This is a genomic window from Bradyrhizobium sp. USDA3516 (assembly GCF_057651995.1).
On sequence record NZ_JBYGYN010000006.1, the window covers coordinates 61,596 to 78,917 of the forward strand.

18 protein-coding genes are annotated in these 17,322 nt (G+C 65.5%); 12 read left to right on the forward strand and 6 right to left on the reverse strand.

The window, feature by feature from the left end:
• Nucleotide 1: 1 nt before the first annotated feature.
• The 6 genes from AC24YW_RS19710 to AC24YW_RS19735 all read left to right on the forward strand — a co-directional run bounded on the left by AC24YW_RS19710 (nucleotide 2) and on the right by AC24YW_RS19735 (nucleotide 4,321).
• Nucleotides 2–754 carry a pyridoxine 5'-phosphate synthase gene (locus AC24YW_RS19710; protein ID WP_487484284.1) on the forward strand — a complete coding sequence of 251 codons (753 nt, stop codon included), beginning with the start codon at nucleotides 2–4 and terminating at the stop codon, nucleotides 752–754.
• A complete protein-coding gene (gene acpS / locus AC24YW_RS19715) occupies nucleotides 751–1,170 on the forward strand; it encodes a holo-ACP synthase (RefSeq protein ID WP_487484285.1) in 420 nt (139 codons plus the stop codon). Before AC24YW_RS19710 ends, acpS begins: the two co-directional genes overlap by 4 nt.
• Nucleotides 1,171–1,419: 249 nt before the next feature.
• Complete coding sequence (gene lepB / locus AC24YW_RS19720) at nucleotides 1,420–2,184, forward strand: signal peptidase I (protein ID WP_487484286.1); 765 nt, start codon at nucleotides 1,420–1,422, stop codon at nucleotides 2,182–2,184.
• Entirely contained in the window at nucleotides 2,181–3,002 is an 822-nt protein-coding gene (rnc, locus tag AC24YW_RS19725; RefSeq protein ID WP_487484287.1) for a ribonuclease III, read from the forward strand. The genes lepB and rnc overlap by 4 nt, the downstream gene beginning before the upstream one ends.
• Nucleotides 2,992–3,918, forward strand: coding sequence for a GTPase Era (era, locus tag AC24YW_RS19730; protein ID WP_487484288.1), 927 nt, complete (start codon nucleotides 2,992–2,994; stop codon nucleotides 3,916–3,918). The genes rnc and era overlap by 11 nt, the downstream gene beginning before the upstream one ends.
• Before the next feature lie 22 nt (nucleotides 3,919–3,940).
• Nucleotides 3,941–4,321 (forward strand): hypothetical protein, encoded by a 381-nt coding sequence (locus AC24YW_RS19735; protein WP_487484289.1) that lies wholly within the window; start codon nucleotides 3,941–3,943, stop codon nucleotides 4,319–4,321.
• A 4-nt stretch (nucleotides 4,322–4,325) separates the two neighbouring features.
• Here the strand turns inward: AC24YW_RS19735 and AC24YW_RS19740 are convergent, their stop codons facing one another.
• Nucleotides 4,326–4,640, reverse strand: a complete 315-nt coding sequence (locus AC24YW_RS19740; protein WP_487484290.1) for a hypothetical protein — start codon at nucleotides 4,638–4,640, stop codon at nucleotides 4,326–4,328.
• A gap of 64 nt (nucleotides 4,641–4,704) precedes the next feature.
• On the opposite strand from AC24YW_RS19740, the gene recO reads away from it, so the two are divergent.
• The 5 genes from recO to AC24YW_RS19765 all read left to right on the forward strand — a co-directional run bounded on the left by recO (nucleotide 4,705) and on the right by AC24YW_RS19765 (nucleotide 11,528).
• The gene (gene recO, locus AC24YW_RS19745) at nucleotides 4,705–5,457 is read left to right on the forward strand and encodes a DNA repair protein RecO (protein ID WP_487484291.1); all 753 of its coding nucleotides are present in this window, start codon (nucleotides 4,705–4,707) and stop codon (nucleotides 5,455–5,457) included.
• 99 nt (nucleotides 5,458–5,556) lie between these two features.
• Nucleotides 5,557–5,841, forward strand: coding sequence for a hypothetical protein (locus tag AC24YW_RS19750; protein ID WP_487484292.1), 285 nt, complete (start codon nucleotides 5,557–5,559; stop codon nucleotides 5,839–5,841).
• Nucleotides 5,842–5,905: 64 nt separating this feature from the next.
• Nucleotides 5,906–8,164 (forward strand): DNA topoisomerase IV subunit A, encoded by a 2,259-nt coding sequence (gene parC / locus AC24YW_RS19755; protein ID WP_487484293.1) that lies wholly within the window; start codon nucleotides 5,906–5,908, stop codon nucleotides 8,162–8,164.
• 264 nt (nucleotides 8,165–8,428) lie between these two features.
• On the forward strand, nucleotides 8,429–9,979 hold the full coding sequence (locus tag AC24YW_RS19760; RefSeq protein ID WP_487484294.1) for an ABC transporter substrate-binding protein: 1,551 nt from the start codon (nucleotides 8,429–8,431) through the stop codon (nucleotides 9,977–9,979).
• A 4-nt stretch (nucleotides 9,980–9,983) separates the two neighbouring features.
• A complete protein-coding gene (locus AC24YW_RS19765) occupies nucleotides 9,984–11,528 on the forward strand; it encodes a GMC family oxidoreductase (protein ID WP_487484295.1) in 1,545 nt (514 codons plus the stop codon).
• Nucleotides 11,529–12,139: 611 nt separating this feature from the next.
• Here the strand turns inward: AC24YW_RS19765 and AC24YW_RS19770 are convergent.
• The 3 genes from AC24YW_RS19770 to AC24YW_RS19780 all read right to left on the reverse strand — a co-directional run bounded on the left by AC24YW_RS19770 (nucleotide 12,140) and on the right by AC24YW_RS19780 (nucleotide 14,708).
• A complete protein-coding gene (locus AC24YW_RS19770; RefSeq protein ID WP_487484296.1) occupies nucleotides 12,140–12,415 on the reverse strand; it encodes a hypothetical protein in 276 nt (91 codons plus the stop codon).
• Between the two features lie 92 nt (nucleotides 12,416–12,507).
• Nucleotides 12,508–13,890 carry a chromate efflux transporter gene (chrA, locus tag AC24YW_RS19775; protein ID WP_487484297.1) on the reverse strand — a complete coding sequence of 461 codons (1,383 nt, stop codon included), beginning with the start codon at nucleotides 13,888–13,890 and terminating at the stop codon, nucleotides 12,508–12,510.
• Nucleotides 13,890–14,708, reverse strand: coding sequence for a chromate resistance protein ChrB domain-containing protein (locus AC24YW_RS19780; RefSeq protein WP_487484298.1), 819 nt, complete (start codon nucleotides 14,706–14,708; stop codon nucleotides 13,890–13,892). Before AC24YW_RS19780 ends, chrA begins: the two co-directional genes overlap by 1 nt.
• 197 nt (nucleotides 14,709–14,905) lie before the next feature.
• Between AC24YW_RS19780 and dmeF the strand changes: the two genes are divergently transcribed.
• A complete protein-coding gene (gene dmeF, locus AC24YW_RS19785; RefSeq protein ID WP_487484299.1) occupies nucleotides 14,906–15,865 on the forward strand; it encodes a CDF family Co(II)/Ni(II) efflux transporter DmeF in 960 nt (319 codons plus the stop codon).
• Nucleotides 15,866–15,874: 9 nt separating this feature from the next.
• Here dmeF and AC24YW_RS19790 read toward each other — a convergent pair whose 3' ends face one another.
• On the reverse strand, nucleotides 15,875–16,066 hold the full coding sequence (locus AC24YW_RS19790) for a hypothetical protein (RefSeq protein ID WP_487484300.1): 192 nt from the start codon (nucleotides 16,064–16,066) through the stop codon (nucleotides 15,875–15,877).
• A gap of 31 nt (nucleotides 16,067–16,097) precedes the next feature.
• Nucleotides 16,098–17,255, reverse strand: coding sequence for an MFS transporter (locus tag AC24YW_RS19795; protein WP_487484301.1), 1,158 nt, complete (start codon nucleotides 17,253–17,255; stop codon nucleotides 16,098–16,100).
• Nucleotides 17,256–17,322 lie beyond the last annotated feature (67 nt).

The window sequence follows — 17,322 nt, forward strand, 5'->3', positions numbered from 1 at the left end:
AATGCCCGCACCTCCGCTCCGCCTCGGCGTCAACATCGATCACGTCGCAACCGTGCGTAACGCGCGCGGCGGCCGCCATCCCGATCCGGTGCGCGCCGCGCTGCTCGCGATCGAAGCCGGCGCCGACGGCATCACCGCACATTTGCGCGAGGACCGCCGGCACATCCGCGACGAGGACATGGCGCGCCTGAAGGCGGAGATCTCCAAGCCGCTCAATTTCGAGATGGCCGCAACGGACGACATGATGCGGATATCGCTCGCCACCAAGCCGCACGCGGTGTGCCTCGTGCCGGAGCGGCGCCAGGAGGTGACGACCGAAGGCGGGCTGGATGTGGTCGGCCAGCACAACGCGCTCGCGCCTTTTATCGCGCGGCTCGGCGATGCCGGCATCCGCGTCTCGCTGTTCATTGCGGCCGACCCCGCCCAGATCGAGATGGCCGCACGGCTGCGGGCGCCCGTGATCGAGATCCACACCGGTGCCTGGTGCGATGCCGTCGTCGATGGCCACAGCGACAAGGCCGAGGCCGAATGGCAGCGGATCGTGGCGGGAGCGAAGCTGGCGAAAGACGCGGGGCTGGAGGTTCACGCCGGCCACGGGCTGGACTATGCGACGGCGGAGAAGATCGCGGGCTTGTCGGAAATCAAGGAGCTGAACATCGGCTATTACATGATCGGCGAGGCGCTGTTCGTGGGGCTGGCCGAAACCGTGCGCAGCATGCGCGCGGCAATGGACCGTGGCCGGAGCCGGGCATGATCATCGGCATCGGCTCCGACCTGATCGACATCACCCGCGTGGCCAAGGTGATCGAGCGCCACGGCGAGCGGTTCCTCGACCGCATCTTCACCGCGGCCGAGCGGGCCAAGGCGGAGCGGCGGGCCAAGAACGAGAAGATGGTGGTGGCGACCTACGCCAAGCGCTTCGCCGCCAAGGAGGCCTGCTCCAAGGCGCTTGGCACCGGCATCAGGCGGGGCGTCTGGTGGCGCGACATGGGGGTGGTCAACCTGCCGGGCGGGCGGCCGACCATGCAGCTCACCGGCGGCGCCCTGGCCCGGCTCCAGGCCTTGACGCCGGAGGGATTCGAGGCGCGGATCGACCTTTCGATCACCGACGACTGGCCGCTGGCCCAAGCCTTCGTCATCATCTCGGCCGTGCCGCTGGCGAAGCCCTGACGTGACTCGGCCGATTTTATAATTCGCATGTGAAATCAATGTCTTATTCAGTTTCGATGCGATCCTTGATTGCGTGGCCTCCGACAACCGTCTAAAAGTTCGCCGACGCAGATCAGCTTGGGCGAATTCGGCTTTACGCCGGAATTGGCCCTCACTATCAGAATCAGGACAATCTCCATGGGTCGCGAAGCAATGGGCTGTTCGCGCCAGGAGGGCGCTCTGTGACCGCCGGCCGGAATTGAGAGAGCAATGAGCGTGACTTCGGGAACGAAAACTGAGAGCGGCGTCGGCGAAACGATCCGGGTCGTGATCCACGCTCTCCTGATCGCGTTGGTGATCCGCACTTTTCTGTTCCAGCCCTTCAACATCCCGTCCGGCTCGATGAAGGCGACGCTGCTGGTCGGCGACTATCTGTTCGTCTCGAAATATTCCTACGGCTATAGCCATTATTCGATTCCGTTCTCGCCGCCGCTGTTCTCCGGGCGGATCTGGGGCTCGGACCCCGCTCGTGGCGACATCGTCGTGTTTCGCCTGCCGAAGGACGATTCCACCGACTACATCAAGCGGGTGATCGGCCTTCCCGGCGACCGTATCCAGATGCGGGACGGGCTGCTCTACATCAACGACACGCCGGTCGAGCGGCAGCGCATGAGCGAGTATGTCGGCGAGGAGCCCTGCGGCTCGGAAGGTGGCGGCATTTCGCGGGTGAAGCGCTGGAAGGAGACGCTGCCGAACGGCGTGTCCTATGAGACGCTGGACTGCGCCGACAACGGCTACATGGACAACACCAACGTCTACACCGTCCCGTCCGGCCATTTCTTCATGATGGGCGACAACCGCGACAACTCCACCGATAGCCGCTTTCTCGGCCAGGTCGGCTACGTCCCGCAGGAGCACTTGATCGGCCGCGCCCAGATGATCTTCTTCTCCATCGCTGAAGGCGAGCACGCCTGGATGTTCTGGCGCTGGCCGTGGTCGGTGCGGTGGAGTCGCTTCTTCAAAATCGTCCGATGAAAGACGAAGCCAAAGACATCGCGACCCAACCGATCGAGGCGCAAGCCGCTCCCGAGAGCGAAGCTGCGGCGAAGGCGCCTGCCAAGAAGAAGCGGGCGCGGAGCAGCAAGGCCAAGGGCACGGACGCGAACGCGGCGGTCGAAGCGCGCATCGGCCACAGCTTTGCCGACCCGAACCTGTTGATGCAGGCAATCACGCATGTCTCGGCCCTGAAGTCCGGGCGCAAGCGCGGCGACAGCTATCAGCGGCTGGAATTCCTCGGCGACCACGTTCTCGGGCTCGTCGTCTCCGACATGCTCTATCACGCCTTCCCGAACGCGGACGAAGGCGAACTGTCCAAGCGGCTTGCCGAGCTCGTGCGCAAGGAGAGCTGCGCGGACGTCGCCAAGTCGCTCGGTCTCGTCGACGACATCAAGCTCGGCTCGGTAGGCTCCAGTGCCGATGCCCGCCTGCGCAAATCCATCCTCGGCGACATCTGCGAGGCCGTGATCGGCGCCATCTATCTCGACGGCGGCCATGCGGCGGCAGCCGAATTCGTCAAGCGCAACTGGACCGAGCGCATGCACAAGCCGCGCCGGCCCTTGCGTGATCCCAAGACCGTGCTGCAGGAATGGGCGCAAGGCAAGGGACTGCCGACGCCTGTCTATCGCGAGGTCGAGCGCACCGGCCCGCATCACGATCCGCAGTTCCGTGTCGCCGTCGATCTGCCGGGCCTGGCCCCGGCCGAGGGCATCGGCGGCAGCAAGCGCGCGGCAGAGAAGGTGGCAGCGTCGGTGATGATCGAACGCGAAGGCGTCGGCGGCAGCAATGACGGTTGAAGCAAGCGGCGAGGCGCCCAGCGCGACGCGCTGCGGTTTCGTCGCGCTGATCGGCGCGCCGAATGTCGGCAAGTCGACGCTGGTCAATGCGCTGGTCGGCGCCAAGGTCACGATCGTCTCGCGCAAGGTGCAGACCACGCGCGCGCTGATCCGCGGCATCGTCATCGAGAACAACGCGCAAATCATTCTGGTCGACACGCCCGGTATCTTCTCGCCCAAGCGCCGGCTCGACCGCGCCATGGTCTCGACCGCCTGGAGCGGGGCGCATGACGCCGATCTGGTCTGCGTGCTGCTCGATGCCAAAACCGGGATCGACGAGGAGGCGGAGGCGATCCTCGCCAAGGCCGCCAGCGTCAATCACGACAAGATCCTCGTCATCAACAAGGTCGACCTGGTCCAGCGCGAGAAGCTGCTGGCGCTGGCGCAGGCCGCCAACGAGCGCATGACGTTCGCAAGGACCTTCATGATCGCGGCGATCTCGGGCGACGGCGTCGACGACATCCGCAAGACGCTCGCAGACATGGTGCCGCCGGGTCCGTTCCTCTACCCCGAGGACCAGATGTCGGACGCGCCGATGCGGCAGCTCGCGGCCGAGATCACCCGCGAGAAGATCTATCAGAAGCTGCACCAGGAGTTGCCCTACCAGTCCACGGTCGAGACCGACAAGTGGGAGGAACGCAAGGACAAGTCGGTGCGGATCGAGCAGACCATCTATGTCGAGCGCGAAAGCCAGCGCAAGATCGTGCTCGGCAAGGGCGGCGCCACCATCAAGTCGATCGGTGCCGACTCGCGGAAAGAGCTGATGCAGATCCTTGACGTGCCGGTGCACCTGTTCCTGTTCGTCAAGGTGCGCGAGAACTGGGGCGACGATCCCGATCGCTATCGCGAGATGGGCCTGGACTTTCCAAAGGAATAACCAAGAAAAAGATCGACATCCGATGAGCCTACCCACCAACGTCCAGCGCTTCGAAGCGCTGCTCTATGCATCGTTGATGCTGGACGCCGTCTCGGTCGCCGTGCAGGACCGTACGCCTACCACCGCGGTGACCGAGCAGATGATCATGACCGGGACTCTGCTCGCCGGCGGCATGATCCTCCTGCTGCTCTATCTCGTCCGGCTGGCCGCGCATCATCGCAAGAACTGGCCCCGCTGGGTGCTGGGGGCGGCACTGGTGCTGTCGGTGATCTCGCTCGGCCAGATCATCGGCGAGAAGGGCCTGGAGCTCGACAGCGCCATCGAGATCGTCTCCTGCGCGCTGACGACCATGGGCCTGTATTTCTCCTTCAGCGGCGACGCGCAGGGCTGGTTCAACGCATGAGTCGTTACGCCCGGTAGGCGTGGACGATGACAACCGCGCTTACGATGATGGCCCAGATCACGAGGCCGACGATCACGCCAAGCGCGGGGGACAGGACCACCCGGCCTGCGCTGGAGCGCGTGATCTGAAGGAAGCCGGTCCAACCGATTCTGGTCATGGCTTTGGGGAATTCGACCCTGACTTTGCCCAACGTGACTGCGAACAACAGAGCCAGCGCCGTGAAATAGAAAATGGCCGGCAGTGCGCCGAAGACAACCCACCAGAGCAGCCAGACGACCAACTCGAAGATTGAGACAATCAAACCGCCAATGATGTCCATTGCAATCGTAATCCGGGGCGTCTCCGAGCTTCTGCGTCAAGATATATAGCGCTATATTTGGCGGATGGAATGGACCGACGAAGGCATCGTGCTGGGGGTGCGGCGGCATGGCGAATCCAGCGCCATCGTCGAGCTGCTGACGCGCGCGCATGGCCGGCATCTCGGCCTCGTCCGTGGCGGGGCCGGCTCGCGGATGCGGCCGCTGCTGCAGCCGGGGAACAGCGTCAGTGCGGTATGGCGGGCGCGGCTCGACGAGCATCTGGGCACCTATGCGATCGAGGGATTGAAGCTGCGCGCGGCGACGCTGTTGGCATCATCCCACGGCGTCTACGGCGTCACCCATCTCGCCTCGATCGCGCGGCTGTTGCCGGAGCGCGATCCGCACGAAGACATCTTTGCGCTGCTCGAGCACTCGCTCGATGATTTCGACGACATCGGCAGCGCGGCCGTGCACCTGATCCATTTCGAGCTGGCGATGCTCACTGAACTGGGTTTTGGCCTGGCGCTGGACAATTGTGCGGTGACCGGCGAGACCACGGACCTGATCTATGTCTCGCCGAAATCCGGTGGTGCGGTCTCGCGGGGCGCCGGCGAGCCGTGGCGCGACCGGCTGCTGCGCCTGCCGCCGTTCCTGCGCCAGGGCGAAACCGCGGGCGATCTCACCGAGCAGGATCTCCAGGACGGCTTCCGGCTCACCGGCCTGTTCCTGCTCCGCCACGTGCTGGAGCCGCGCGGCCAAGGCCATTCCGATGCGCGTGCCGGCTTCATCAACGCCCTGATGCGCCAGCAGGCGAGGGCCGCGATCCCGGCGTCATGACGTAATAGACCTCCAGCCTTGCGCAGTGGCATGCGGTTCCCTGGAACGAAATCGTTGTGAACAGATTGGGCCTGAGGTTCCACATCGGGGACAGCCCAAATGTTGATCAGGGGATTCGCCTTGTCCGCGACGCTGCTTGCGTTCACGCCCGACGCCATGGCCGGTGAGCCGCAGCCCGGGGTCTTTCGCCGGGCCTCGTGTACGGTGGTGCGATATTACGTGGCGAAATATTCCGCTGCCGCCGCAGAGACATGGGCGCGGTTCCATGGTGCGACCGAGGCCGAGATCGAGGCCGCCCGCCGTTGCCTGACCAATGCGCCGGCGCCTGCCCAAACACCTGGTCCAGCCTCAACCCAGACCGTCACAGCCGGCTGGGCAGGCTAGCAGGCCGCCCACAGGGAACCATTCGATCCTTGCCCGATTCGCTTCCACGGTTTAACCGGGCGGCATGGGAAAACGAATCGTTCCGCCGGAAGAACCGGCTGAAATCCACGAGGTCCGGCTGCAGGAAGCGCTGGAAGAGCGCTATCTCGCTTATGCGCTCTCCACCATCATGCACCGTGCGCTGCCGGACGCGCGCGACGGCCTGAAGCCGGTGCACCGGCGCATCCTCTATGGCATGCGCCTGCTCAGGCTCGACCCCGGCACGGCCTTCAAGAAATCGGCCAAGATCGTCGGCGACGTGATGGGCTCGTTCCATCCGCACGGCGACCAGGCGATCTACGACGCCATGGTCCGCCTCGCGCAGGATTTCTCCTCGCGCTATCCGCTGGTCGACGGCCAGGGCAATTTCGGCAATATCGACGGCGATAACCCCGCCGCCTACCGCTACACCGAAGCGCGCATGACCGACGTCGCGCGGCTTCTGCTCGAGGGCATCGACGAGGACGGGGTCGAATTCCGCGCCAATTACGACGGCCAGTCGAAAGAGCCCATCGTGCTGCCGGGTGGCTTCCCGAACCTGCTCGCCAACGGCGCGCAGGGAATCGCCGTCGGCATGGCGACCTCGATCCCGCCGCACAACGCCGCCGAGCTGTGCGATGCCGCGCTGCACCTGATCGAGAAGCCCGACGCAAAGTCGAAGGCGCTCTTGAAGTGGGTCAAGGGTCCGGATTTCCCGACCGGCGGCATCATCGTCGATTCCAAGCAGGCGATCGCCGAGGCCTACACCACCGGCCGCGGCTCGTTCCGCGTCCGGGCGCGATGGACGCAGGAGGAGGGCGCGCGCGGCACCTGGGTCGTCGTGGTCACCGAGATCCCGTTCCTGGTGCAGAAGTCGCGGCTGATCGAAAAGGTCGCCGAGCTGCTGGACCAGAAGAAGCTGCCGCTGGTCGGCGACATCAGGGACGAGTCGGCGGAAGACGTCCGCATCGTGATTGAGCCGAAGTCGAAGAACGTCGATCCGGTGCTGATGATGGAATCGCTGTTCCGCCTCACCGAGCTCGAGAACAAGATTCCGCTGAACCTCAACGTCCTGATCAAGGGCCGCATCCCCAAGGTGGTGGGGCTCGCGGAGTGCTTGCGCGAATGGCTCGACCATCTGCGCGACGTGCTGATCCGCCGCAGCAACTACCGCAAGGCGCAGATCGAGCACCGGCTGGAAGTGCTCGGCGGCTTCCTGATCGCCTATCTGAACATCGACAAGGTGATCCGGATCATCCGCACCGAGGACGAGCCGAAGCCCGAGCTGATGAAGGCGTTCAAGCTCACCGAGGTACAGGCGGAAGCCATCCTCAACATGCGCCTGCGCTCCTTGCGCAAGCTCGAGGAGATGGAGATCCGCACCGAAGACAAGAACCTCCGCGCCGAGCTCAAGGGCATCAACGCGGTGCTCGCCTCAGAGCCCGAGCAGTGGAAGAAGGTCGGCGAGCAGGTCGGCAAGGTCCGCGACATGTTCGGACCGAAGACGGCGCTGGGCAAGCGCCGCACCACCTTTGCGGATGCACCCGAGCACGACCTCGCCGCGATCGAGGAGGCCTTCGTCGAGCGCGAGCCGGTGACGGTGGTCGTCTCCGACAAGGGCTGGATCCGCACCATGAAGGGGCACGTCGAGGATCTCTCGGGCCTCGCCTTCAAGCAGGACGACAAGCTCGGCTTCGCCTTCTTCGCCGAGACGACCTCGAAGCTGCTGCTGTTCGCCACCAACGGCAAGTTCTACTCGCTCGACGTTGCGAAGCTGCCGGGTGGCCGCGGCCATGGCGAGCCGATCCGCCTGTTCATCGATTTGGAGCAGGAGGCCGCGCCCGTCGCCCTGTTCGTCAACAAGGGCGGACGCAAGTTCCTGGTCGCCAGCCACGAAGGCCAGGGCTTCGTCGTCAACGAGGATGATTGCGTCGGCACCACCAAGAAGGGCAAGCAGGTCCTCAACGTCGAGATGCCGAACGAGGCGCGCGCGATCACCGAAGTGACAGGCGACACCGTCGCGGTCATCGGCGAGAACCGCAAGATGCTGGTCTTCCCGCTCGACCAGGTGCCGGAAATGGCCCGCGGCCGCGGCGTGCGCCTGCAGAAATACAAGGACGGCGGCCTGTCCGACGTTGCGGTGTTCGACGCCAAGGCCGGCCTGACCTGGAAGGATTCCGCAGGACGCGAATTCTCCGCGACCATGAAGGAGCTGGCGGAGTGGCAGGGCACGCGCGCCGACGCCGGCCGCCTGCCGCCGAAGGGTTTCCCGAAGTCGAACAAGTTCGGCCGCGTAATCGGGTAGGACATAGGCCCCAACTGTCGCTACAACAACGCTGTCATGCCCCGCCTAGCGCGCAATTGCGCGCGGGGCGGGGCATCCAGTACGCCGCGGCTTCTCCGTATCCATCACTGTCTCTGGAATGCTGGATCGCCGGTCAACCGGGCGATGACAGCGCGGGTGTGGCGCGCAAACGCGTGGCAGCTAGCTATGAGCGCATACGTGCGGGCACGAACATTGCTTTTCCTGACGACTGCAAACGGCTGGTCAAAAGGCAAGAACACCCCAATGCTCAAACTGAAGGCTTTCATTCCCGCGCTGTTCGGCGTTGCGCTGGTGGCGGCGCCCGCGCATGCGGCGGGCAATCTCGTCGCGGTGCTCGAGGCGGAGATCGTCACGCTCGATCCGCATTTCTCCACGGCCTATATTTCGCGCACGTTCGGCTACATGGTGTTCGACACGTTGTTTGCGAAGGATGCCAAGGGCGACATCAAGCCGCAAATGGTGCAGGACTGGAAAATCTCGCCCGATGGCTTGACCTATACGTTCACGCTGCGCGACGGCCTCAAATGGCATGACGGCCAGCCGGTCACATCAGCAGACTGCGTGGCCTCGCTGCGTCGCTGGGGCACCCGCAGCGCGCTTGGCCGCCGCATTTTCGCGATCACGGCTTCGCTCGAGCCGTCCGATGCGAAAACCTTCGTGCTGACGCTGAGGGAGCCGTCTGGCCTCGTCATCGACGCGCTCGGCAATCCTGTCAGCCCGGTCGCTTTCATGATGCCCGAGCGCGTCGCGAAGACACCCGGCGACCAGCGCATCGCCGAGATCGTCGGCTCCGGACCGTTCGTCTACAGCAAGGCCGATCACCGCACCGGCGACCGCATGATCCTGAAGAAGTTCGGCGACTATGTGCCGCGCCCCGAGCCCGCGGACTTCCTGGCCGGCGGCAAGCGCGTCAATGTCGACACGCTCGAGATCCGCGTCATTCCCGATGGTGCGACCGCCGCCTCTGCGCTGCAGGCCGGCGAAGTCGATTTCATGCAGTACGCGCCATTCGATCTGTTGCCGCAGCTGGAGAAGAACACGCGCGTCAAGCTCGTCAACTTTACCGGCGGCAACATGTTCGCCGGTGCCTACCGTCTCAACGCCGCATCGAAGCCGTTCGATGATCCGGAAATCCGCCGCGTGCTGTGGAAGCTGGTCGACCAGCGCGAAGTGCTGGATGCGCTCGGGCTCGACGCCAAATACGCCACGCCGTGCGCGACCTATTTCACCTGCGGCACCACATACGAGAGCAAGGCCGGCACGGAAGCCGCCGCAAAGCCCTCGATCGAAGCGGCGAGGGCTGCGCTGAAGGCGACCAAATATGCCGGCGAGCCCGTCGTCGTGATGCAGGCCAACGACCTCGAAGCGCCGCGCGTTTCGGCGCAGGTGCTCGCCGAGCGGCTGAAGGCTGCCGGTTTCAACGTCGATCTGCAGGTGATGGACTGGGCGAGCGTGCTGGCGCGCCGCGCCAAGAAGGAGGGCTGGAGCGTCTATGGCGTCCACGCCGGCGGCTTCGATCTGGGCTCGCCGCTGACCAATGTCATGGTCGCCTTCAACTGTGCCGACTTCACCGGCTGGCAATGCGATGCGCGCATCACCCCGCTGATGGAAGCCTTCGCCAAGGCTCCGGCCGAGGCCGACCGGAAGAAGATCGCGGGCGAGATCCAGGCCGTCATGTACGATCAGGCGCCCGGAATCCCGTGGGGTCAGTTCGCCCAGCCGACCGCCTATCGCGCCACCCTGCGCGGTCTGATACCGTCCGCCATCCCGGTGTTCTGGAACGTCGAGAAGTAACGCGATGTACGATGTCATTGTTGTCGGCGGCGGCTCCGCCGGCGCCGCAGTCGCCGCACGGCTCTCCGAAGATCCGGCCCGCCGCGTGCTGCTGCTCGAGGCGGGGCGCGACTGGCGCGCCGATGAAGCGCCCTGGGAGGTGCGGACGCCGAATCCGATCCCGATCATCCACAAGCGCGAGTATCAGGAGAAATGGCAATGGCCCGATCTTCTGACGCGCCGCGTCGCAGGGCAGGAGCCGCGCTTCTACTGGCGCGGCAAGGGGCTCGGCGGCTCGTCGATGATGAACGGCCAGATCGCAATCCGCGGCGTTGCCGATGCGTTCGACGAATGGGCGGCCAATGGCTGCACCGGCTGGTCGGCGAAAGAGGTGATGCCGCTGTTCTCGGTGATCGAGGACGATCTGGAATTCGGCGATGCCGCTGGCCACGGCCGCGGCGGGCCGCTGCCGGTCTACCGCGCGCCTCTGGAAAAGTGGGGCCCGATCGACCGCGGCTTGCGCGATGCGGCGCTGGCGAGCGGCTATCCCTGGTGCGCCGACGTCAATGGTCCGGACGGCGAGGGTGTTGCGTGCTACCCCATCAACAGCCGCAACTTGCGCCGCATCACCACCAACGAGGGCTATCTCGAGCCCGCGCGCGGGCGCGCCAATCTGGAGATCCGCGGGGATGCGCTGGTCGATCGCGTGCTGATCAGCGACGGACGGGCGATCGGCGTCCGCGTTCAAATCGAGGGGCAGGACACCCACGAGATCAGCGCACGCCAGATCGTGCTGTGCGCCGGTGCCATCCACAGTCCGGCGATCCTGCTGCGCTCGGGCATCGGGCCGGCCGAGGAATTGAAGGCGATGGGGATCGGCGTCGCCCGCGATCTGCCGGTCGGCCGCCATTTCTTCGACCACCCGCTGTTTCGCGCCACGATCCAGCTCCGGGACGAGCTTCGCCCCACCGATCCGGATACGCGCCACACCAATTGCTGCGTGACCTATTCCTCGGGCCTCGCCAATGGTGGCAAGCGTGACATGATCCTGATCGCCTTCAATCATCGCGGCATCGGTAACCCCGGTGCGATTGGCGCGGGGTTGTTCAACGCTTATTCGCGTGGAACGCTCAAGCTGGCCTCGACCGATCCTGCAATCGATCCGGTCGTCGAGGAGAACATGCTGGCCGATCCGCGCGACATGCTGCGCATGATGGATGCGGTGAAACGCCTCGCGGTCATCACGTCGCAGCCGGCGCTGTCGGGCATGGCCGACTGGATCCGGCTCGCCGACACGGATTTGACTCTGCCGCAGGCCGCCAGCCTGCCGGATCACGAGCTCGACGCGGTGCTGCGCCGTGAGACCGGCGACATCCAGCATGCCGCCGGCAGCTGCCGCATGAGCGGCGTGAACGATCCCGATGGCGTGGTCAATCCCGACGGCACCGTGAAAGGGATCAGCGGCCTGCGCGTCGCCGACGCCTCGATCATGCCGTCCGATTGCCGCGCCAACACGCACTTCACGACGGTGGTGATCGGAGAAGCGATCGCGCGGATGATGATGCGGTAGCCGGCGGCCAGGATTGAAGCCGCCATGATGGGTCATGCGCGCTTCGCGAGAGGGTGCGTCGAGTGGCCGCGGGACCGGAATCAATTCAACGTTGCGCGACATCGTTCCTACAAATGTCGAAGACCACGGACGAATATCATTAGGAACGTTTGCAGGCGGCTTCGATTGGCATGTCATCGTCAATCGGAGTTTGAACAATGCGAAAGACAATCTTCTCAGTAGCCATGTGTGCGTTGCTTGCTGGCGCGTCGATCGGCTTCGCTCATGCGCAGGCGGGCGGAGGCGCGGGCGGCGCAGGCGGAGCGGGCGGCGCGGGTGCGGGCGCCAGCGCTGGAGGAACCGGCGCCGGTTCGGGTAGCGGAACGAGCGGAGCCGGCGGAACGAGCGGCGCGGCAGCTGGAACCGGAGGGTCCAGCGGGAGCACCAGTGGGTCCGCCGCCGGGAGCGGGGCAGGCACCGGTCAGGGTGGCCCCCAGACCATCCGTCCTGGCGGGTCCAACGATCCAACCGGTCGATGACGACAACCACGCTTTGTGAGCTGAAGAAGGGAAGCTGCGGGGGTGCAACCCTGCAGCTTCTCGCGCTGCTCTGCGGGGCGTCAACGAAAGTCGCTACGGGCTGAACAAACTGCGGAGGAAACGTTCCTTTTCGCCGGGCGCGTAACCTTGAGAAGCGCCGAAATACGGCTCAGTTGCGCCAGGGTAGGTCGCTTCCCCGTGGGGGGCCGCCGGAGGTGGCACGTAGGCAAAGCCTGAAGCGGCACCCGGCGGGATCATGCCCTGCTTGGTATGAACAGTCGCATGCCGCCGGTGCTGATGATGCACCTGTGCCGCGTCGGCAACGCCGCCCAAGGTGATCAGAAGACTCAAAGCCAAAATGAAACGCATTGCTTTTTCTCCAAACGCCCCGCCTGCTTAGTTGGCGTTCAGCCGCGGCGTTCCAACACATCCTGGCCTCACGATAAGTCACATCCCTGGCATCAGATCACCCCCGCCAGCCGCAGCGCCACGCCCGCCGCGCAGCTGCTCGCCAGCACCGTCAGCATGCCGAGCTTGAAGCGGAAGATCGCGGTGGCCGCCGCGATCGCCAGCACCAGCGCCGGCACGTCGACGCTTCTCAGCACCGGCATGTCGAAGTTCAGCGGAAACGCATTCACCGGCACGGTCTCGCGAAACAGCGTGTGCAGCGCGAACCAGATCGAGAGGTTGAGGATCACGCCGACCACGGCGGCGGTGATCGCACTGAGCGCACCGGCAAGGCCGGTGTTGCCGCGCAGGCGCTCGATATAGGGCGCGCCGACGAAGATCCAGAGGAAGCAGGGCGTGAAGGTGACCCAGGTCGCGAGCAGGCCGCCCAGCGTGGCCGCGAGCATCGGCGACAGGCCGCTCGGGTCGCGATAGGCCGCCATGAAGCCCACGAATTGCAGCACCATGATCAGCGGGCCCGGCGTGGTCTCGGCCATGCCGAGACCGTCCAGCATCTCATGCGGCTTGAGCCAATGATAATGCTCGACCGCCTGCTGGGCGACATAGGCCAGCACCGCATAGGCGCCGCCGAACGTGACCAGCGCCATCTTCGAGAAGAACAAGGCGATCTGGCTGAATACGTTGGCTTGGCCGAAGGCCATCAGCAGCGCGATCACTGGCACCAGCCAAAGCGCCAGCCACAATGCACCGACGCGGATCGCGCGCGCCGTGTTGGGCCGGACGTGATCGGGCACGGCCTCGCCCAGCATGCTGTCGATCGCGCCGCCGCTGCCATGGCCGTGACCGGCCGGCGCGAACTCGATGCGGCCGCTTCGGGCGCCGGCATAACCGATGAGGCCGGCGGCGATGATGATGATCGGGAAGGGGACCGCGAAGAAGAAGATCGCGACGAAGGCGATGCCTGCGAGCGCGATCATGATGCGGTTCTTCAACGCGCGCTTGCCGACCCGCACCACGGCCTCGACGACAATGGCGAGCACGGCAGCCTTGAGCCCGAAGAACAGCGCCTCAATGATGCTGACATTGCCGAAGGCGGCATAGATGTAGCTGAGACCCATGATGGCGATGATGCCGGGCAGGATGAACAGCCCGCCCGCCATCAGCCCGCCGGCGGTGCGATGCATCAGCCAGCCGACATAGGTCGCGAGCTGCTGCGCCTCAGGTCCCGGCAGCAGCATGCAATAGTTCAGCGCGTGCAGGAAACGGCCTTCGGAGATCCACTTCTTCTCCTCGACCAGGATGCGGTGCATCACCGCGATCTGGCCCGCGGGCCCGCCAAAGCTCAGGCAGGCGACACGGAGCCAGACGCGGAAAGCTTCGTTGAAGCTGATGCCGTGACCGGCACCAGCTCCCGTTTGATCGGCGCGAACGTCCATTACGCCTTCACCTTGTTGGTCGGCCAGTTGTGAGTCTCGGTAGTGGCGTCGCGGCACCAGCGGTAGAAGGCATCATAGAGCAGCATGCCGGCCTCGAGCTGCTCGAGGTCGTCGTCATACATCCGCGACAGGCCGAGCGAGGCCGCGAGCAGGCCGGGCGCCTCCGGCGCGAGCTCGGGTCGCGCGGTGTCGGCGCCGCGCACCAGCGTCGCGAGACGCAGCAGGGGCGGAGTTGCAATGCCGAACTCCTCGATCATCACGTCGAAGGTGCAGAGCTCGCCGCGGTGGCTCCAGAACACGTTCTCGATGTCGAAGGGCGCCGCATTGAACCGCTCGCCGACGGCGACCACCTCGGACGGTGCGACATAGAGGAACACCGCGTTCGGGTCGATGAAGCGGCGGATCAGCCACGGGCAGGCGATGCGGTCGACCTTCGGCCGCGCCCGCGTCACCCAGACGGTGCGCCCCTTGGCATCGCGCGGCGGCAGCTTGCGGGCGTCGACCAGCGGCAGCTTGGCCGCCTTCCAGCCTTCGAAGCCGCCCTCCAGCGTTTCGGCCTGCGCGCCGAGCTGGCGTAACCAGGCCGCGGTGCCTTGCGCGAGCTTCTCGCCGCGGAGGCAGGACACCACGGCGCGGCGGCCGGCGAAGGCGCCGCCCCAATCCGCCACGTTGTCGTGGCTGAGCTTGATGGCGCCGGGAATCAGCCGCCGGTCGGCGGCGAAATCCTGCTCGGTGCGCACATCGATCAGGACAGGCGCGTTCGCCGTGCCGATCAGCCGTGCCATTTTGTCGGATGAGATGGTCGTGAATGTAGGCATGTTTGCGTCCTCGCAAAAAACGAACGGGACGCGATGCTTGGGCCTGTCGCCTCGTGGGGAGATCGCTCAAATCCCCATGATGCAGATTACAGCGAAACTAAGAAGCGCTGTCAATCCGCGGGACGATTGGTGCTTAGAAAATTGGTGCCTGACGTCTATATTGGAGGCCAACGGACCTGAATGTTCGGGAGAATTCGATGCATTCCCATTCCATCGAACAATGGACCCATGACCACGCCTTCCTGGGCGAGAAGCACGACGACAACGAGCGCCGCACCTGGTTCGTGGTCGTGCTGACGCTGGTCATGATGATCGGCGAGATCGTTGCCGGCTCGCTGTTCGGTTCGATGGCGCTGCTCGCCGACGGCTGGCACATGGGCACCCATGCGGCAGCGCTCGGCATTGCGGCCTTCGCCTACCGTTTCGCGCGGCGGCATCTGGGGAATGCGCATTTCACCTTCGGCACCGGCAAGTTCGGCGATCTCGCCGCCTTCGCGAGTGCGATCATCCTCGGCCTGATCGCGGTCGAGATCGCCTATGAGAGCGTGCTGCGGCTGATCAATCCGGTGCCGATCGTCTACGGCGAGGCGATGGCGGTGGCGGCTCTCGGCCTCTGCGTCAATCTCGCCAGCGCGTGGCTGCTGCGCGACAGCCACGATCATCACCACGGCCATGGCCATGCGCATGATGACCACGCCGAGCATGACCACGAGCGCGATCATCACCACCATCACCACGACAACAACCTTCGCGCTGCCTATGTCCATGTCATGACCGATGCCGCGACGTCCGTGCTGGCGATCGCGGCACTCGCCGTCGCGATGTATTCGGGCTGGGTCTGGGCCGACCCGGCGGTGGGCCTGATCGGCAGCGCCGTGATCGCGAGCTGGGCATTCGGCCTGATCAAATCATCGGGTGCGGTGCTGCTCGACGTGCGCGCCGACGAGAAGCTGGAGCGGTTGATCCGCGCCCGCATGGAGGTCGGCGAGGATCGCGTGACCGACCTGCATCTCTGGCAGGTCGGCCCCGGACATTGTGCTGTGCTGCTTTCGGTGGTGTCGGACAAGCCGAAGCAGCCGGCCGTCTACAAGCGGCGGCTCGCGGGGCTGAAGGGCCTCAGCCACGTCACGGTCGAGGTCGAGACCTGCCCGCATTGACGTGAGGGATCAGCCCTTCGGAGCGGTTGCTGTCGGCGGGCTCGCTTCCGGCGTCTTCTTCGGTTTCAGCGTGCCGGCATAGAACGAGACCAGCCAGACCAGGAGAATCGCGAGCAGATAGACGGCCCAGGCCTGTGGCGGCGTGGTCGCCCAGCGCAGGAAGCCTTTGAAGGTGCGGGGCGGGCTGTTGTCGTCGCTCATGGCCCGCTTGTGCGCGAAAGCTCAGGTCTGGTCAATCCGGCCGCCGGTCGGGGCGGATCAGGAACAGCGCGGCCAGCGCCGAGAGGCTGAGCGCGGATGAGACGATCAGCACCTTGGCACCCATGAGGTCGATGAGCAGGCCGAAGGCGAGCGGCGCCACTGCCTGCGCCATCCGTGCCGGTGCGCCGATGATGCCGAGCCGATAGCCGAAATCCTTCGGGCCGAAGACCGACAGCGGCAGGGTGCCGCGGGCGATGGTCAGAATGCCGTTGCCGGAGCCGTGGAACAACGCGAAGGCGCTCGCCGCAGCGCCGCCGAAGATCGCGACGATCACGGCGCCGAGCGGGTGGGTGAGGCAGGCGAGCCGCGTCGACCACAGCGGATGGAAGCGGCTGAGGAAGCCGGCCTCCAGCATGCGTGCACCGACTTGCGCCGGCCCGATCAATGCACCGGCCGCGATCGCCTCGGCCGGCGTCGCCCCCGTCGTCTCCAGGATGCGCGGGAAATGCGCGGCCATCGCGCCGGTGACGGTCCAGACCGCCGCGAAGATGAAGGCGAGCAAGATCATGGTGCGGTCGAGCGGTACATGCGGCTTCGTGGCCGTGGCCGCCGCCTGCTTGGCGCCCTTGATCGCCGGCAGCATGAAGAAATTGAGCGGCAGGCCGATCAGGATGTTGGCGGCGGCCCAGGCAAAACAGGTTTCGCGCCAGCCGATATGGGCGAGGCCCCAGGCGGTGAGCGGCCAACCGACGGTGGAGGCGAAGCCCGCCATCAGCGTGATGCCGGTGATCGGCCTGCGCGCCTCGGTGCCGTAGATGCGCCCCAAAGCGGCGAAGGCGGCATCGTAGAGCCCCATCGCCATGCCGATGCCGAGCACCAGCCAGGCGATCGCCATCACCATCACCGACTGCGAGATGCCAAGGAGCACGAGGCCGGCGGCAACGGTCACGTTGGACGCCGACAGCACCTGACGGCCGCCGACGAGATCGATCTGCCGTCCAATGCGCGGGCCGAGCATTGCGGAGATCACCAGCGCCGCCGAAAACGCACCGAAGATCCAGTTGGAGGAGACGCCGAGCTCGCGCCCCATGGGATCGGCGAGCAGCGCCGGCAGATAATAGCTGGAGGCCCAGGCCAGGGTCTGCGTGGTGCCGAGCGCCAGGATGATCGGAAGCTGGCGCTGGGTCATGTCCTCGTATTTCTGATCGGCCGTGTCATCGGCGCATTTGCAGCTTGCGACGCGAGCGCGTCAACCG

Bases quoted from the DNA above. Each gene is read 5' to 3' on its own strand.
- AC24YW_RS19735 (WP_487484289.1), top strand. From the start codon at position 3,941: ATGAGCCTACCCACCAACGTCCAGCGCTTCGAAGCGCTGCTCTATGCA.
- acpS (WP_487484285.1), top strand. From the start codon at position 751: ATGATCATCGGCATCGGCTCCGACCTGATCGACATCACCCGCGTGGCC.
- AC24YW_RS19770 (WP_487484296.1), bottom strand. From the start codon at position 12,415: ATGCGTTTCATTTTGGCTTTGAGTCTTCTGATCACCTTGGGCGGCGTT.
- AC24YW_RS19760 (WP_487484294.1), top strand. From the start codon at position 8,429: ATGCTCAAACTGAAGGCTTTCATTCCCGCGCTGTTCGGCGTTGCGCTG.
- parC (WP_487484293.1), top strand. From the start codon at position 5,906: ATGGGAAAACGAATCGTTCCGCCGGAAGAACCGGCTGAAATCCACGAG.
- lepB (WP_487484286.1), top strand. From the start codon at position 1,420: ATGAGCGTGACTTCGGGAACGAAAACTGAGAGCGGCGTCGGCGAAACG.
- AC24YW_RS19750 (WP_487484292.1), top strand. From the start codon at position 5,557: ATGTTGATCAGGGGATTCGCCTTGTCCGCGACGCTGCTTGCGTTCACG.
- AC24YW_RS19790 (WP_487484300.1), bottom strand. From the start codon at position 16,066: ATGAGCGACGACAACAGCCCGCCCCGCACCTTCAAAGGCTTCCTGCGC.
- AC24YW_RS19795 (WP_487484301.1), bottom strand. From the start codon at position 17,255: ATGACCCAGCGCCAGCTTCCGATCATCCTGGCGCTCGGCACCACGCAG.
- rnc (WP_487484287.1), top strand. From the start codon at position 2,181: ATGAAAGACGAAGCCAAAGACATCGCGACCCAACCGATCGAGGCGCAA.
- recO (WP_487484291.1), top strand. From the start codon at position 4,705: ATGGAATGGACCGACGAAGGCATCGTGCTGGGGGTGCGGCGGCATGGC.
- era (WP_487484288.1), top strand. From the start codon at position 2,992: ATGACGGTTGAAGCAAGCGGCGAGGCGCCCAGCGCGACGCGCTGCGGT.
- chrA (WP_487484297.1), bottom strand. From the start codon at position 13,890: ATGGACGTTCGCGCCGATCAAACGGGAGCTGGTGCCGGTCACGGCATC.
- AC24YW_RS19765 (WP_487484295.1), top strand. From the start codon at position 9,984: ATGTACGATGTCATTGTTGTCGGCGGCGGCTCCGCCGGCGCCGCAGTC.
- AC24YW_RS19780 (WP_487484298.1), bottom strand. From the start codon at position 14,708: ATGCCTACATTCACGACCATCTCATCCGACAAAATGGCACGGCTGATC.
- AC24YW_RS19710 (WP_487484284.1), top strand. From the start codon at position 2: ATGCCCGCACCTCCGCTCCGCCTCGGCGTCAACATCGATCACGTCGCA.
- AC24YW_RS19740 (WP_487484290.1), bottom strand. From the start codon at position 4,640: ATGGACATCATTGGCGGTTTGATTGTCTCAATCTTCGAGTTGGTCGTC.
- dmeF (WP_487484299.1), top strand. From the start codon at position 14,906: ATGCATTCCCATTCCATCGAACAATGGACCCATGACCACGCCTTCCTG.